Here is a 14,403-nt window from a genome sequence, read left to right as displayed (position 1 = left end):
GGTCGTGCGGTCGGGTGCCGTCACCGTACGGGCCGGGCGGGGCGGCGCGGGTGGTCCGGGAGGCCGGTGCGTGCGACGGCCCGTCACCGGGCGGTCCGGCCCGGGGGGGGCAGGTCCGCGCGGTGGCCCGCAGTCGTACGGAGCGGCGCTTGCCTTTTCGGGGCTCGTGCGGCGGTGGTTCGGCGTGGTGCGGGTCGGGCGCGTGGATGGACGGCCGGCTGTGCGGCGTACGCGGCGCTCGAACACGGGGGCGCCCCTGGGGTCGCCCGCGGGGCCGGGTGTTCCGGCCAGGTGCGCGGGGCGGGCGGCGGCCGGGGGATCGCGCCAGGTCCGGGCGGGCGCGGGGCCGCGGGCACGCCGTTCACCAGCGGGGTGACGCACCGCGACGGGGCCGTTCGGATGCCGTGCACACGCCGGGGAGCAAGCCGGATTCGGGCCGCACGGCGGCATATTCGCGCCACATACGGATGGTGCGGAAGTGACGTGTGAGATACCTCCTCTCGAACACTGCGGTGGCGTCATTGCCGGGCCCGGCCACGTTCACCTCCCGTTCACCCACCCTTCGTACGTTTCCGGCGTCACTGACCATCGAACTGATTGCCTGGGTGAATGGAACACATCACGCTTCTCATCGGGATCGTGATCGTCACGGCCTTGGTGTTCGACTTTACGAACGGCTTCCACGACACGGCCAACGCCATGGCCACCACCATCTCCACCGGCGCGCTGACACCCAAGATCGCGGTGGCGATGTCGGCGGTCCTCAACCTCGTCGGCGCGTTCCTGTCCGTGGAGGTCGCCAAGACCATCTCCGGCGGGATCATCGACGAAAGCGCCGGCATCAGACCAGAAGTGATCTTCGCCGGTCTGGTCGGCGCGATCGTCTGGAACCTCCTCACCTGGCTCGCCGGCCTCCCCTCCAGCTCCTCCCACGCCCTGTTCGGCGGTCTGATCGGCGCCACGCTGGTGTCCGTGGGCACCGACGGTGTGCACGGCGGCGCCGTCGTGATGAAGGTCCTCATCCCGGCCGTGGCCGCCCCGGTGGTCGCCGGTATCGCGTCGATGGCCGCGACCCGGCTGACGTACCGGCTGGCCCGGGGCCGCGACGAGCAGGAGACGGCCAAGGGCTACCGCGCCGGGCAGATCGCCTCGGCGGCGCTGGTCTCGCTGGCGCACGGCACCAACGACGCCCAGAAGACGATGGGTGTGATCACGCTCGCGCTGATCACCGGCGGTGTGGTCGCCCCGCACGCCGACCCGCCGCTGTGGGTCATCGCCTCGGCCGGTATGGCCATCGCCCTCGGCACCTACCTGGGCGGCTGGCGGATCATCCGCACGATGGGCAAGGGCATCACCGACATCCAGCCGCCGCAGGGCTTCGCCGCCCAGACCGGCGCCGCGGCCACCATCCTGGCCTCCTCCCACCTCGGCTTCGCGCTCTCCACCACCCAGGTCTGCTCGGGCTCGGTGATGGGTTCGGGTCTGGGCCGCAAGGGCGGCGTGGTGCGCTGGTCGACGGCGGTGCGGATGGTCGTCGCCTGGTGCCTGACGCTGCCGGCCGCGGGCCTGGTCTCCGCCGGTGCCGCGCTCCTGGCCGACCAGGGTGACTGGGGCGTGACCGCCGTCGCGATCCTCGCGCTCGGCATCTGCGGCGCCATCTGGGCCGCCTCCCGCCGCAAGCCCATCGACCACACCAACGTCAACGAGACCGAGGTCACGGAGCCGCCCGGTGTGGTCACCGCGGCCCTCCAGACGGTCACCCCTCCCCCGGCCGGGTCGCTGACCCCCGCCGAGGGCGCGGAGGCCGCCCCCGCCGCGAGCGCCCCGCGCGCCAAGACCGCGACAGCCGCCGGCTGACCGCCCGAATCTGAGGAACCGCAGCATGAGCATCGACTGGGCAGCTCTCGGCCAGGTCTTCGGCGTCACCCTGGTGGTGACGGTCGGGATCGTGGGCCTGTTCACGGTCGGCATCGTCGGCACGGCCCGCACCCGCGCCGAGGGTGCGACGGCCACCGCGGACGCCGGTGCCCCCGGCGTCGGCGCGCGGATCGGCGGCCTCACCGCGTACGCGGTCTGCGCGGCCGCGGTGGCGTACGGCATCTATCTGATCGTCGCCGCCTGATCCGTCCGGCAGGCGCACGTACGGCGCCCGGCCACCGCAGCCCGCGGTGGCCGGGCGCCGTACGGTTTCTGTGGCCTCTGCCACAGGCCACGCGATACCACGGCATCGCAGGTCACGGGTGAGTTGACGGGGTTGGCGGGGCGTGGTGGACTTCCCACGCCAATCGGCGACAGCAGAGGAAGTCCGGTGTGAATCCGGCGCGGTCCCGCCACTGTCACCGGGGAGCGTTCCTCCGACGAAGGCCACGGTCCGCCTCGTGCACGCCCGACGGGCGCGCGCCAGGGCCGGAAGGCCGGGGGAAACGCCGATCCGGGGAGCCAGGAGACTCCTGTCGCCGTCACGTCGAACCAGGGCGCGGACCCTGAGTGAGGACATATCGCCATGCCCGGCCGCCCCGTCAGATCCTGCCCGTCCCCCACCCTTCGAGGCGCGACGGCGATCTGATCCGATGCGTGCCGAACACGCCACCTACGCGTGCGGTGCGGCCCTGGGCTTTCTCGGTGATCTGCTCGCCGCCGACCCGCGGCGCGGCCATCCGGTGGCCGCCTTCGGGCGCGGCGCGGCGGCCGTCGAGGCCCGGCTCTGGCGCGACCACCGCGGCCGCGGCGCCGTCCACACCCTGCTCTGCGCGGGCGGCGCGACCGCCGGTGCCGCGCTGCTGACGCGCGCGGTGCGCGGCGCGGCACCCGTCCCCTCCCCCGCACGGACCGCCGCCGCCACCGCGCTGACCGCCGCCACCGTCTGGTCGGTACTGGGCGGCACCTCGCTGGGCCGGGAGGCGCGGGCCGTCGGCGAGGCGCTGGCCGCCGGGGATCTCGACCGGGCCCGCCGCCGGCTGCCGCATCTGTGCGGCCGCGATCCGCAGGCGCTGGACGGGCCGCAGATGGCGCGGGCGGTCGTCGAGTCGGTCGCGGAGAACACGTCCGACGCCGTGGTGGGCGCGCTGGTGTGGGGCGCCGTCGGCGGCGTCCCGGGCCTGGTGGCGTTCCGCGCGGTGAACACCCTGGACGCGATGGTGGGTCACAAGTCGCCCCGCCACCGCCGGTTCGGCTGGGCCTCGGCGCGGCTGGACGACGTCGCCGGATGGCCCGGCGCACGGCTGACCGCCGCGCTCACCGTGCTCGCCGCCCCGGACCGGCGCGGCGCCGTACGGGCCTGGCGGCGCGACGGCGGCGCCCATCCGAGCCCCAACGCGGGCCCGGTGGAGGCGTCGTTCGCGGGTGCGCTCGGCGTACGGCTCGGCGGGACGCTGGCGTACGGCGGACGGGTCGAGCACCGGCCGCGGCTGAACGGCGCGGGCCGGCCCGTCGCGACCGAGGACATCGCGCGGGCGGTCCGCCTCTCGCGCCGGGTGAGCGTGCTGGCGCTCACGACGACGGTGGCCGGGCGGCTGCTGGCGGGCGCGGTGCGCCCGGCCCTCGCCCGGCGGAAGGGCAGGACCGGATGACCGGCGGCGGGCTGCTGATCGCGGGGACCACCTCCGACGCGGGCAAGAGCGTGGTGACCGCGGGGATCTGCCGCTGGCTGGTGCGGCAGGGCGTGGACGTCGCGCCGTTCAAGGCGCAGAACATGTCGCTGAACTCGTTCGTGACGCGGGACGGCGCGGAGATCGGCCGGGCGCAGGCGATGCAGGCGGCGGCCGCCCGGGTGGAGCCGTCGGCGCTGATGAACCCGGTGCTGCTCAAGCCCGGCGGGGACCGCAGCAGCCAGGTGGTGCTGCTCGGCAGACCGGTCGGCGAGATGAGCGCGCAGGGGTACTTCGGGCGCCCCGGCGGCGGGGCGCGGCCCGGTGGGCGCGCGGAGCTGCTGGCGACCGTCACCGACTGCCTGGCCGAGCTGCGGCGCGCCCACGACGTGGTGATCTGTGAGGGCGCGGGCTCCCCGGCGGAGATCAATCTGCGGCGCACCGACATCGTCAACATGGGCATCGCACGGGCCGGGCGGCTGCCGGTGGTGGTGGTCGGCGACATCGACCGCGGCGGGGTGTTCGCCTCGTTCTTCGGGACGACGGCGCTGCTGTCCAAGGAGGACCAGGCGCTGATCGCCGGGTATCTCGTCAACAAGTTCCGCGGCGATGTGGCGCTGCTGGAGCCGGGCCTCGACATGCTGCGGGAGCTGACGGGGCGTCCGTCGCTGGGTGTGCTGCCGTTCGCGCACGGTCTGGGCATCGACGAGGAGGACGGGCTGCGGGTGTCGCTGCGCGGCGCGGTCCGCGAGAGCGTGGTGGCGCCGCCGCACGGCGCCGATGTGCTGCGGGTGGCGGTCGCGGCGGTGCCGCTGATGTCGAACTTCACCGACGTGGACGCGCTGGCCGCCGAACCGGGCGTGGTGGTGCGGTTCGTGGACCGCGCCGAGGAGCTGGCCGACGCGGACCTGGTGGTGCTGCCGGGCACCCGCGGCACGGTGCGGGCGCTGGCCTGGCTGCGCGAGCGGGGGCTGGCGGACGCGATCGCCCGCCGCGCCGCCGAGGGCCGTCCGGTGCTGGGCATCTGCGGCGGCTACCAGATGCTCGGCGAGGTGATCGACGACGAGGTGGAGTCCCGGGCGGGCACCGTGCCGGGCCTGGGGCTGCTGCCCCTGCGGGTGCGGTTCGCGGTGGAGAAGACGCTGGCCCGGCCGGTCGGCACGGCGCTGGGCGCGGCCGCCGAGGGGTACGAGATCCACCACGGCGTGGCCGAGACCCTCGGCGGGGAGCCGTTCTTCACCGACGACGCCGGGCGGCCGCTGGACGGCTGCCGGTCGGGCGCGGTGTGGGGGACGCACTGGCACGGCTCGCTGGAGAGCGACGCGTTCCGGCGGGCGTTCTTGACGCGGGTGGCGGCCGATGCGGGACGCGCGTTCGTCCCGGCGCCGGACACCAGCTTCGGCGCGCTGCGCGAGGAGCAGTTGGACCGGCTCGGCGATCTGATCGAGGAGCACGCCGACACCGGTGCGCTGCTGCGGCTGATCGAGGGGGGCGTCCCGCCGGGGCTGCCGTTCGTCCCGCCGGGTGCGCCGTGAGGGCGCGCGGATCAGGAGGACGTCACGCAAGGGTGCCCGAGGGCACGGACCGGGCGGCCGGTGACGGCCGCACCTCGCATGAAGGAGTGATCGCGACATGAGCGCCCGCTATCCGTTCACCGCCGTCGTCGGAATGGACGACCTGCGGCTGGCGCTGCTGCTGAACGCCGTCAGCCCGGCGGTGGGCGGTGTCCTCGTCCGCGGCGAGAAGGGCACCGCCAAGAGCACGGCCGTCCGGGCGCTGGCCGATCTGCTGCCCGAGGTGGCGGTCGTCGGCGGCTGCCGGTTCAGCTGCGACCCGGCCGAGCCGGACCCGGGCTGCCCGGACGGCCCGCACGGCGCGGCCGAGGGCGCGCGGCGGCCCGCCCGCATGGTGGAGCTGCCGGTGGGTGCCTCCGAGGACCGGCTGGTCGGTGCGCTGGACATCGAACGGGCGCTGGCCGAGGGCGTGAAGTCCTTCGAACCGGGCCTGCTCGCCCGGGCGCACCGCGGCCTGCTCTACGTCGACGAGGTCAACCTCCTCCACGACCACCTGATCGATCTGCTGCTGGACGCCGCCGCGATGGGCGCGTCCTACGTGGAGCGCGAGGGTGTCTCCGTCCGGCATGCGGCGCGGTTCCTGCTGGTCGGGACGATGAACCCGGAGGAGGGCGAGCTGCGGCCGCAGCTGCTCGACCGGTTCGGGCTGACCGTGGAGGTCGCCGCGGACCGGGACCCGGACCGCCGGGTGGAGGTGGTCCGGCGGCGGCTGGCGTTCGACGACGACCCGGCGGCGTTCGCGGCGCGCTGGGCGGCGGACGAGACGGCGCTGCGGGAGCGGATCGCCGCCGCGCGGGCGCTGCTGGGGTCGGTACGGCTCGGCGACGGGGCGCTGCGGCAGATCGCGTCGGTCTGCGCGGGGTTCGAGGTCGACGGGATGCGCGCGGACCTGGTCATGGCACGGACCGCGACGGCGCTGGCCGCGTGGGCCGGGCGGACGGACGTGGCCACCGAGGACGTACGGCAGGCGGCGCTGCTGGCGCTGCCGCACCGCAGACGGCGGGCGCCGTTCGACGCGCCGGGCCTGGACGAGGAGAAGCTCGACCGGATCCTGGAGGAGTCGGCCCCCGAGGACGACCCGGAGCCGGACGGTCCGCAGGACGGCGGTCCCGAGGGCGGGCCCGAGGGGCCGGAGGGCGGTCCCGAGGGCGGCCCGGACGGCGGGGGTCCGGACGGCGGCGGTCCCGACGGGGGTGGCGCGCCGCCGCCGAAGGAGGAGACCGTGCCGGGACCGCGCGAGCAGGAGCACGAGCCCGCGCCGGGCCGGGACGGCGACGGCGAGCCGGGCGGTGCGCCCGAGGAGCGTCCGGCCGGGGCCCCGGCGGCGCAGCAGGCGGCGGTCGCCGCGGGCGATCCGTTCGCGACCCGGCGTCTGGACGTGCCGGGTCTGGGCGAGGGCGCCGACGGCCGCCGCTCGCGGGCGCGGACCGCGCACGGCCGGACCACCGGGTCGCGGCGCCCGCGCGGTGCGCTCGGCAAGCTGCATCTGGCGGCGACGCTGCAGGCGGCCGCGCCGCACCAGCGGGCGCGCGGCCGGCGCGGCCCGGGTCTGGTGGTGCGCCGGGACGATCTGCGGGAGGCGGTCCGCGAGGGCCGGGAGGGCAACCTCGTGCTGTTCGTGGTGGACGCCTCCGGGTCGATGGCGGCACGGAAGCGGATGAGCGCGGTCAAGGGCGCGGTGCTTTCGCTGCTGCTCGACGCGTACCAGCGGCGCGACAAGATCGGCATGATCACGTTCCGGGGGCGGGAGGCGGAGCTGGCGCTGCCGCCGACGTCGTCGGTGGAGGCCGGGGCGGCGCGGCTGGCGTCGCTGCCGACCGGTGGCCGCACCCCGCTCGCCGAGGGGCTGCTCAAGGCCCGTGAGGTGCTGCGGGTGGAGCGGATGCGGGACGCGTCGCGGCGGCCGCTGCTGGTGGTCGTCACGGACGGCCGGGCGACCGGGTCCGGGGCGCCGTCGCCGCTGGAGCGGGCGGCGCGCGCCGGGCGGCTGCTGGGCGCCGAGGGCGTCGCCTCGGTCGTCGTCGACTGCGAGAGCGGTCCGGTGCGGCTGGGGCTCGCCGGGGCGCTCGCCCGGGAGTTGGGCGGCACCGCCGTCACCCTCGACGAGCTGCGCGCGGACAGCGTCTCGGGACTCGTACGGAACCTCCGCGGCGGGCGCGGCGCGCCTGCCGCACCCCACATCCAGGACTCCAGGAAGGTCGCGTAATGCCGCAGGGACAGCCGTCCGTCGTACCGAACGACGGGCTCACCACCCGCCAGCGCCGCAACCGCCCGCTGGTCTTCGTCCACACCGGCGTCGGCAAGGGAAAGTCGACGGCGGCGTTCGGGCTCGCGCTGCGGGCCTGGAACCAGGGCTGGCCGGTCGGGGTGTTCCAGTTCGTGAAGTCGGCGAAGTGGAAGGTCGGCGAGGAGCGGGCGCTGAAGGTGCTCGGCGAGACCGGCGAGGGCGGCACCGTCGCCTGGCACAAGATGGGCGAGGGCTGGTCCTGGGTCCAGCGCGACCTGGCCTCCAGCGAGGAGGCGGCGCGCGAGGGCTGGGAGCAGGTCAAGCGGGATCTGGCCGCCGAGACGTACAAGCTGCTGGTGCTGGACGAGTTCGCCTATCCGCTGCACTGGGGGTGGATCGACACCGAGGACGTGATCACGGCGTTGCGGGAGCGGCCCGGCACCCAGCATGTGGTGATCACCGGGCGGAACGCACCGCAGGCGCTGGTGGACTTCGCGGATCTGGTCACCGACATGTCGAAGGTGAAGCACCCGATGGACACCGGTCAGAAGGGCCAGCGGGGCATCGAATGGTGAGCGTGGCATGAGCGGGACGATCCCCCGGCTGGTGATCGCCGCGCCCTCCTCCGGGGCGGGCAAGACGACGGTGGCGACGGGCCTGATGGCCGCGTTCGCCGAGGCGGGCCTCGCGGTCTCGCCGCACAAGGTCGGCCCGGACTACATCGACCCCGGCTACCACGCGCTGGCCACCGGCCGCCCGGGCCGCAACCTCGACGCCTATCTGTGCGGGACGGGGCGGATCGCGCCGCTGTTCCGGCACGGGGCGCGCGGCTGCGATCTCGCCGTGGTCGAGGGCGTGATGGGGCTGTTCGACGGCGCGTCCGGGCAGGGCGAGCTGGCGTCGACGGCGCAGATCGCCAAGGTGCTGCGGGCGCCGGTGGTGCTGGTGGTCGACGCGTCCTCGCAGTCCCGGTCGGTGGCCGCGCTGGTGCACGGCTTCGCGTCCTGGGATCCCGGGGTGCGGCTGGCCGGGGTGATCCTCAACAAGGTCGGCTCGGACCGGCACGAGGCGCTGCTGCGGGAGGCGATGGAGTCGTCCGGCGTCCCGGTCCTCGGCGCGCTGCGCCGCACCGGCACCGTCCACGCGCCCTCCCGCCACCTGGGCCTGATACCGGTCGCCGAACGCCGTACGGAGGCGGTCGAGTCGGTACGGGAGCTGGCGGCGCGGGTGCGCGAGGGGTGCGACCTGGAGGCGCTGCTGGCGCTGGCCCGGAGCGCGGGCGAGCTGCCGGACGAGGTCTGGGACCCGGCCGGGGAGGTCGCCGCGGCCGGCGGGCCGGCGACCGGCCGCCCGGTGATCGCGGTGGCCGGCGGCGCGGCGTTCACCTTCTCGTACGCGGAACACACCGAACTGCTGCGGGCGGCGGGCGCGGAGGTCGTGCCGTTCGACCCGCTGCACGACGAGCGGCTGCCGGAGGGCACCCGGGGCCTGATGATCGGCGGCGGCTTCCCGGAGGTGCACGCCCCGGACCTGTCGGCCAACGCGCCGCTGCGGGCGGCGGTGGCCGGGTTGGCGGCGTCGGGCGCGCCGGTCGCCGCGGAGTGCGCCGGGCTGCTGTACCTCGCCCGGTCGCTGGACGGGCGGCCGATGTGCGGGGTGCTGCCCGCCGACGCCCGGATGACGGACCGGCTGACGCTCGGCTACCGGGAGGCGGTGGCGCTGACGGACAACGCGCTGGCCGCGGCCGGTACCCGGGTGCGCGGCCACGAGTTCCACCGCACCACCGTGGAACCGGGCGCGGGCGCCTCCCCGGCGTGGGGCGTCACCCACCCCGCGCGGCGGGTGGAGGGCTTCACCTCCGGCGGGGTGCACGCCTCGTATCTGCACGTCCACTGGGCGGCGGCGCCGTCGCTGGCCACCCGCCTGACAGCGGCTGCGGCGGGGGCCCGATGAGCGCCGCGGCGGCACCGGCCGTCCTCGACCACCTGGTGTACGCGGCACCCGACCTGGCGGCCGCCGCCGAGGAGTTGGCGGAGCTGACCGGGGTGCGGCCGCGGACCGGCGGCAGCCACCCGGGCCGCGGTACCCGCAACTGCCTGCTGGGGCTGGCCGGTTCCCCGGGCGCCGGGGCGTATCTGGAGCTGATCGGCCCGGACCCGGAGCAGCCGGAGCCGGCCGGGCCGCGCTGGTTCGGCATCGACGCGCTGACCGGTCCGCGGCTGGTCACCTGGGCGCTGCGGGCGACGGGCCTGGCGGAGCGGGTGGCGCGGGCGCGGGCGGCCGGGTACGACCCGGGCGACGCGGCGGCGATGGGCCGCCGGACGCCGGACGGCCGCCGGATCTCCTGGGAGCTGACGCCCCCGTGCGCGGGCGGCGGCGGGACCCCGTTCCTCCTCGACTGGGGCGCCACCCCGCATCCGACGGCCGCGGGGCTGCCCGCGCTGACGCTGGAGTCCTTCGCGGTCACCGACCCCGATCCGGCGGCGGCCACCGCGCGGCTGACGGCGCTCGGCGGACGGTGGCCGGACGCCCCGGCGACCGCTGGACCGGCCGGGCTCACCGCCGTGGTGCGGGGCCCGCGCGGCGCGGTGCGGCTGGGGCACGGGGCCGTCGCGGTATGAGCGCGGTGGCGGCGGACCGCTCGGCCCGCGAGGCCGACGGCCGGCCGGATGGCGCCCGCCCCGGCGACCGTGCAGGCCGGCGTGGGCAGCGCCGGGTGGGCGTGGTGCGCCTCGGGCAGGATGGCAGAGACCGCCAGGTGGAGCAGCGCACCACCGAAGAGCCCGAGACAGCCGCCGAGCCACTGCTCCGGGAGGGCGACCACCGGCGTCGCGGCGGCCCCGAGCAGCGGCGCCACCGTGTCCGCACCTTCGCGCGGCGCCCGGCGGGAGCGCGGTGACGGCCCCGGGGCCCGCCGTGCACGTGGGCGTCGGGGCGCGCCGGGGCGTCACGGCGGACGAGGTGCTGACGCTGGTGCGGGCCGCGCTGGCGGAGTCGGGCGGGACGGTGGCGGCGCTGGCGACCGTCGAGGCGAAGGCGGCCGAACCGGGGCTGATCGGCGCGGCCCGGCGGCTGGGCGTGGCGCTGCATACTTTTTCGGCCAGGGAGCTGGCCGCGGTACGGGTGCCGGGCGGCGGTTCGGCGGTGGTGCGGGAGGCCGTCGGGACGCCGAGCGTGGCGGAGGCGGCGGCGCTGCTGGCGGCCGGGCCGGGCGCGCAACTGCTCGTCGGGAAGCGGAAGTCGGCGCCGTCCGGCGGGCCCGCGCGGGCCACCTGTGCGGTGGCGTCGGCGACCGGCCACCACGGCACGGTGCGGGCCCGCCCCTCGGTTATCGTCGTCCCTCCCCCATCCGGCCCGGCCCCGGCCCGGCCCGCCGCTGCACGGCCCCCCAAGGAGATCTTGTGACCACCCCTCCCGCCCTGCTCATCACCGGTCACGGCGACCGCGACGACGGCGGGGCGCAGGCCCTGCGAGCGCTCCTCGACACGGTCGCCGAGCGCTGCCCCGAGGTGCCGGCGGCGGCCGGTTCCACCGGGCGGGCGCCGTCGGCGCCGCCGCTCGCCGGGGCGGTCGACGGCCTCGTCGCCCGGGGCGCCACGGAGATCGTCGTGGTGCCGCTGACGTCCGAGGGCCCGGCGCGGCGCGGACTGGCCGCCGAGCTGACCGCGGCCACCGCGCGCCACGCGGGGCTGTCGTTCGTCCACGGGCAGGCCCCGGACGGCCATCCGCTGCTGCTGGGCGCGTGGGAGCGGCAGTTGGACGCGGCGCTGGGCGGCGGCGGGGCGCGGCGCCCCCGCGACCGGGCCCGTACGACGGTGTTGCTGGTGGGCGGCGGGTCCGGCGATCCGTACGCCAACGCCGAGGTGGCGCGGGCCGCCCGGCTGCTGTGGGAGGGCCGGGGCCTGGCCGGGGTGGAGACCGCGTTCCTGTCGTACGCGGCGCCGGACGTACCGGCGGGTCTGGAGCGCTGCCGGGTGCTGGGCGCGGCGGTGCCCGGGGCGGACGGGCCGGGGCGGATCGTGGTGCTGCCCTGCTTCCCGCTGCCCGGTGACGCGCAGGAGCGGCTGCGGCTGCAGACCGAGGGCTGGGGCGCGGCGCACCCGGAGGCCGAGGTGGCGTGCGCCGAACCGGTCGGCGTGGCACCGGAGATGGCCGACGCGGTGGTGGCGCGCTACCGGGAGGCGGTCCGGGCGCAGGAGGAACACCGTGTCGCCGTCCGCTGAACCCGATCTGCGCCACCACGGCGACGCCGAAGTACGGGGCGACGCCGCCACGTTGACGGACCTGGCGGTCAACGTCCGTACGGGGACGCCCCCGGCGTGGCTGAAGGCGGAGCTCGTCGCGTCGCTGGACGGGCTCGCCGCGTACCCGGACGGGACGGCGGCGCGGCGTGCGGTCGCGGCGCGCCACGGGCTGCCGGTGGCGCGGACGTTGCTGACGTCGGGCGCGGCGGAGGCGTTCGTGCTGCTGGCCCGGGCGGTCCGGGCGCGCCGTCCGGTGGTGGTGCATCCGCAGTTCACCGAGCCGGAGGCGGCGCTGCGCGACGCCGGGCACACGGTGGAGCGGGTGGTCCTCGACGAACGGGACGGCTTCCGGCTGGACCCCGCGGCGGTGCCGGACGACGCGGATCTGGTCGTCGTCGGCAATCCGACCAACCCGACGTCGGTACTGCACCCGGCGGGCGCCTTGGCGCAGTTGGCGCGGCCGGGGCGGACGCTGGTGGTGGACGAGGCGTTCATGGACGCGGTGCCCGGGGAGCGGGAGTCGCTGGCCGGGCGGACGGATCTGCCCGGTCTGGTGGTGCTGCGGAGTCTGACGAAGACGTGGGGGCTGGCCGGGCTGCGGATCGGCTATCTGCTGGCGGAGCCGGGGACGGTGGCGGAGCTGGCGCGGGCGCAGCCGCTGTGGCCGGTGTCGTCGCCCGCGCTGGCGGCGGCCACGGCGTGCTCGGGGCCCGGGGCCCTGGCGGAGGCGGCGGCCGCCGCCGAGCGGACGGCGGTGGACCGGGCCCATCTGGTGGCGCGGCTCTCCGACATCCCCGGGGTGACCGTCGTCGGCCCGGCCGCGGCCCCGTTCGTCCTGATCCGGCTGGCGGACGCGGCGGCGGTGCGGGAGGCGCTGCGGGCGAGCGGTTTCGCGGTGCGCCGCGGCGACACGTTCCCGGGCCTGGGCCCGGACTGGCTCCGGCTGGCGGTCCGCGACCGGGAGACCACGGACCGCTTCACGGAGGCGCTGACGGAGGCCATGGGAAAGGTGGCGGCGGGGCGCGCCCTGGACTGAGGGGCGGGCGCCGGGCGCCGAGGGGTGCGTACGCGACCGGAATCAGGGCCGGTCGAGCCCGCCGCCGGGGCAAGGGTGCGGGGCCGGCCGCCACCTGGCCGGCCCCGCACAGGGCGCTGTCCGTCCCGCTCGGGCGCCGTCCCCGTTCTCCCGCCCGGGCTGCGGGCGGGAGAACGGGAGACGGGCCGAGGCGGGCACGGGGTTACGGACCGCGCCCACCGCACACCGGGACGGCGCCCCCACGGCACCGGTCCGGCACACGGGGTCGGGTCAGCCGCTCACCGCGGCCTTGCGCTTGCGGGAGTAGACCACCGAACCGGCACCCGCGGCGAGCAGCACCGCGGCGCCGCCCGCGAGGTACGGGGTGGCGGAACTGCTGCCCGTCTCGGCGAGGTTGCCGTCGCTGCCGCCCTGCGGCCGCGGGTCGGAGCCGCCACCGGAACCCGAGCCGCCGGAGCCCGAGGCGCCGCCGTCGTGACCGCCCGAGCCGGAGGCACCGCCGTCGTGGCCGCCGGTGGCCCCGCCGCTGCCTCCCGTGGTGGAACCGCCGGTCTGCGCACCGCCGGTCTGGCCGCCGGAGCCCGAACCGCCGGTCGTCGCCCCGCCGTCGGAGGCGCCGCCGTCCGTCGAACCGCCCGAGCCGCTCGAACCGCCGGTCGTCGAGCCGCCCGCGGTGCCCTGGCCCGGGTCCGGGGCGCCGGGGGTGGTGCAGCTGGCCTCGGCGAGCCGGACGCGGCCGTTGACCTCGGCGACGTTGAGCTTCAGCGGGTTGACGGAGACCTGGAGGTCGAGCGCGGTGGCCGCGGCGCTCTTGGCGGTGGTCTGCTTCTTGGAGAGGTCGAGGCGGACCTCTCCCACGCCCGGGACCTTGACCTCGGTGGTGCCGCCCGCGGTGAGCCTGACGGCCTTGCCGAGGACCTTGACGGTGCCGAGGACGTTGGAGCTCGCGGTGGGCCGCTCGCCCGCGGTGCAGACGGCGCGGGAGGTGACCTTCTCGACCTCGATGAGGGAGAGCAGCGGCAGACCTGGGACGTTGACCTTGGCGTGCGTGAGGTTGCTGTAGCCCTCCGCCTTCGCCGCGTCGGCGGTGGCCCGCGCGGTGGCGACGTCGGCGCGCAGCACCGAGAAGGGCTTGCCGCCGTCGACGCCGTCGAGGTCGGCGGTGAGCGCCGTCTTCTTCGCGTCGGCCGGGGCGTGCACATCGTTGAGGGTGACGTGGAGCGGCAGCGTGACGGCCTTGTTCAGGAGGCTGACGTCCAGGCCGGTGCGGAGCACGGAGGCGCCGGCGGTGCCGTGGTCGGCGGCGTGCGCCGGGGCGGCGCCGAGGAGGAGCGCGGGACCGGCGGCGAGCGCGGTGGCGGCCGCGACGGCGGCGAGGCGGCGCGCGGGACGACGCGCCGGGAATTCAGGTCCGGTCCGCGGGGACGCGGGCAGGCCGGACGGACTGATGGAGCTGGTGGACACGGGTGTGGACCCCCCACAGAGAAATGGAGCCACCGCCCGCGCCAATGGGGGACATCGCGCCGGTCGGTGACCTCGACCCGTCCATACTGTACGCACGGAGGGTGAACGGTCAGCCACGAATGGTGAGTTCACGCTTATGAGTGGTTTCCGGATTCCCATTCGAATCCCCTGACGCAAGGGGCCTGCCCGTCACGACCGCCCCGCGGGCGTCCGCGGCCGCAGCGCGCCTTCGCCGCACCCCGCGCGAGACCGGGCGGCACGGGCGCGACGG

General features: G+C 76.7%; 12 protein-coding genes, 1 pseudogene and 1 riboswitch. Of the genes and pseudogenes, 11 read left to right on the top strand and 2 right to left on the bottom strand.

Annotation, left to right across the window (positions count from 1 at the left end; translation table 11 throughout):
* Window positions 1–609 precede the first annotated feature (609 nt).
* The 8 genes from ACZ4U4_RS20910 (at window position 610) to ACZ4U4_RS20875 (ending at window position 10,009) form a co-directional block, all read left to right on the top strand.
* Entirely contained in the window at window positions 610–1,857 is a 1,248-nt protein-coding gene (locus ACZ4U4_RS20910) for an inorganic phosphate transporter (protein ID WP_467876329.1), read from the top strand.
* Between the two features lie 25 nt (window positions 1,858–1,882).
* Window positions 1,883–2,122 (top strand): hypothetical protein, encoded by a 240-nt coding sequence (locus ACZ4U4_RS20905; protein ID WP_467876326.1) that lies wholly within the window; start codon window positions 1,883–1,885, stop codon window positions 2,120–2,122.
* 176 nt (window positions 2,123–2,298) lie between these two features.
* Window positions 2,299–2,449: riboswitch (cobalamin riboswitch) on the top strand.
* A 121-nt stretch (window positions 2,450–2,570) separates the two neighbouring features.
* On the top strand, window positions 2,571–3,569 hold the full coding sequence (locus ACZ4U4_RS20900; RefSeq protein WP_467876324.1) for a cobalamin biosynthesis protein: 999 nt from the start codon (window positions 2,571–2,573) through the stop codon (window positions 3,567–3,569).
* Window positions 3,566–5,122 carry a cobyric acid synthase gene (locus ACZ4U4_RS20895; protein WP_467876321.1) on the top strand — a complete coding sequence of 519 codons (1,557 nt, stop codon included), beginning with the start codon at window positions 3,566–3,568 and terminating at the stop codon, window positions 5,120–5,122. Before ACZ4U4_RS20900 ends, ACZ4U4_RS20895 begins: the two co-directional genes overlap by 4 nt.
* Window positions 5,123–5,219: 97 nt before the next feature.
* Window positions 5,220–7,367 carry a putative cobaltochelatase gene (locus tag ACZ4U4_RS20890; RefSeq protein WP_467876319.1) on the top strand — a complete coding sequence of 716 codons (2,148 nt, stop codon included), beginning with the start codon at window positions 5,220–5,222 and terminating at the stop codon, window positions 7,365–7,367.
* Window positions 7,367–7,963 (top strand): cob(I)yrinic acid a,c-diamide adenosyltransferase, encoded by a 597-nt coding sequence (gene cobO / locus ACZ4U4_RS20885; protein ID WP_467876316.1) that lies wholly within the window; start codon window positions 7,367–7,369, stop codon window positions 7,961–7,963. The genes ACZ4U4_RS20890 and cobO overlap by 1 nt, the downstream gene beginning before the upstream one ends.
* 7 nt (window positions 7,964–7,970) lie before the next feature.
* Window positions 7,971–9,341: a cobyrinate a,c-diamide synthase gene (locus tag ACZ4U4_RS20880; RefSeq protein WP_467876313.1), complete on the top strand. Its 1,371-nt coding sequence runs from the start codon at window positions 7,971–7,973 to the stop codon at window positions 9,339–9,341.
* Window positions 9,338–10,009, top strand: a complete 672-nt coding sequence (locus ACZ4U4_RS20875) for a VOC family protein (protein WP_467876310.1) — start codon at window positions 9,338–9,340, stop codon at window positions 10,007–10,009. Before ACZ4U4_RS20880 ends, ACZ4U4_RS20875 begins: the two co-directional genes overlap by 4 nt.
* A 23-nt stretch (window positions 10,010–10,032) precedes the next feature.
* On the opposite strand, the pseudogene ACZ4U4_RS20870 reads toward ACZ4U4_RS20875, so the two are convergent.
* Window positions 10,033–10,254 (bottom strand): annotated as a pseudogene (locus ACZ4U4_RS20870) (ZIP family metal transporter); the annotation flags it as partial.
* 29 nt (window positions 10,255–10,283) lie between these two features.
* On the opposite strand from ACZ4U4_RS20870, the gene ACZ4U4_RS20865 reads away from it, so the two are divergent.
* Genes ACZ4U4_RS20865 through cobC form a run of 3 tightly spaced genes read left to right on the top strand, consistent with a single transcriptional unit; the run spans window position 10,284 to window position 12,668 of the window.
* Window positions 10,284–10,793 carry a cobalamin biosynthesis protein gene (locus ACZ4U4_RS20865; protein WP_467876307.1) on the top strand — a complete coding sequence of 170 codons (510 nt, stop codon included), beginning with the start codon at window positions 10,284–10,286 and terminating at the stop codon, window positions 10,791–10,793.
* Window positions 10,790–11,611, top strand: a complete 822-nt coding sequence (locus ACZ4U4_RS20860) for a sirohydrochlorin chelatase (protein ID WP_467876304.1) — start codon at window positions 10,790–10,792, stop codon at window positions 11,609–11,611. The genes ACZ4U4_RS20865 and ACZ4U4_RS20860 overlap by 4 nt, the downstream gene beginning before the upstream one ends.
* Window positions 11,595–12,668: an Rv2231c family pyridoxal phosphate-dependent protein CobC gene (gene cobC, locus ACZ4U4_RS20855; RefSeq protein WP_467876301.1), complete on the top strand. Its 1,074-nt coding sequence runs from the start codon at window positions 11,595–11,597 to the stop codon at window positions 12,666–12,668. Before ACZ4U4_RS20860 ends, cobC begins: the two co-directional genes overlap by 17 nt.
* A 270-nt stretch (window positions 12,669–12,938) precedes the next feature.
* Here cobC and ACZ4U4_RS20850 read toward each other — a convergent pair whose 3' ends face one another.
* Window positions 12,939–14,132 (bottom strand): SCO1860 family LAETG-anchored protein, encoded by a 1,194-nt coding sequence (locus tag ACZ4U4_RS20850; protein ID WP_467876298.1) that lies wholly within the window; start codon window positions 14,130–14,132, stop codon window positions 12,939–12,941.
* Window positions 14,133–14,403 lie beyond the last annotated feature (271 nt).

The sequence above is a fragment of the Streptomyces sp. NPDC029159 genome (genome assembly GCF_055564055.1).
The sequence above is the reverse complement of the archived record's forward strand: the minus strand, read 5'-3'. Positions and strand labels throughout refer to the sequence as shown.

What these genes read in the sequence shown, in the direction of transcription:
- ACZ4U4_RS20910 (WP_467876329.1), top strand. Translation starts at nt 610, where the DNA reads ATGGAACACATCACGCTTCTCATCGGGATCGTGATCGTCACGGCCTTG.
- ACZ4U4_RS20905 (WP_467876326.1), top strand. Translation starts at nt 1,883, where the DNA reads ATGAGCATCGACTGGGCAGCTCTCGGCCAGGTCTTCGGCGTCACCCTG.
- ACZ4U4_RS20900 (WP_467876324.1), top strand. Translation starts at nt 2,571, where the DNA reads ATGCGTGCCGAACACGCCACCTACGCGTGCGGTGCGGCCCTGGGCTTT.
- ACZ4U4_RS20895 (WP_467876321.1), top strand. Translation starts at nt 3,566, where the DNA reads ATGACCGGCGGCGGGCTGCTGATCGCGGGGACCACCTCCGACGCGGGC.
- ACZ4U4_RS20890 (WP_467876319.1), top strand. Translation starts at nt 5,220, where the DNA reads ATGAGCGCCCGCTATCCGTTCACCGCCGTCGTCGGAATGGACGACCTG.
- cobO (WP_467876316.1), top strand. Translation starts at nt 7,367, where the DNA reads ATGCCGCAGGGACAGCCGTCCGTCGTACCGAACGACGGGCTCACCACC.
- ACZ4U4_RS20880 (WP_467876313.1), top strand. Translation starts at nt 7,971, where the DNA reads ATGAGCGGGACGATCCCCCGGCTGGTGATCGCCGCGCCCTCCTCCGGG.
- ACZ4U4_RS20875 (WP_467876310.1), top strand. Translation starts at nt 9,338, where the DNA reads ATGAGCGCCGCGGCGGCACCGGCCGTCCTCGACCACCTGGTGTACGCG.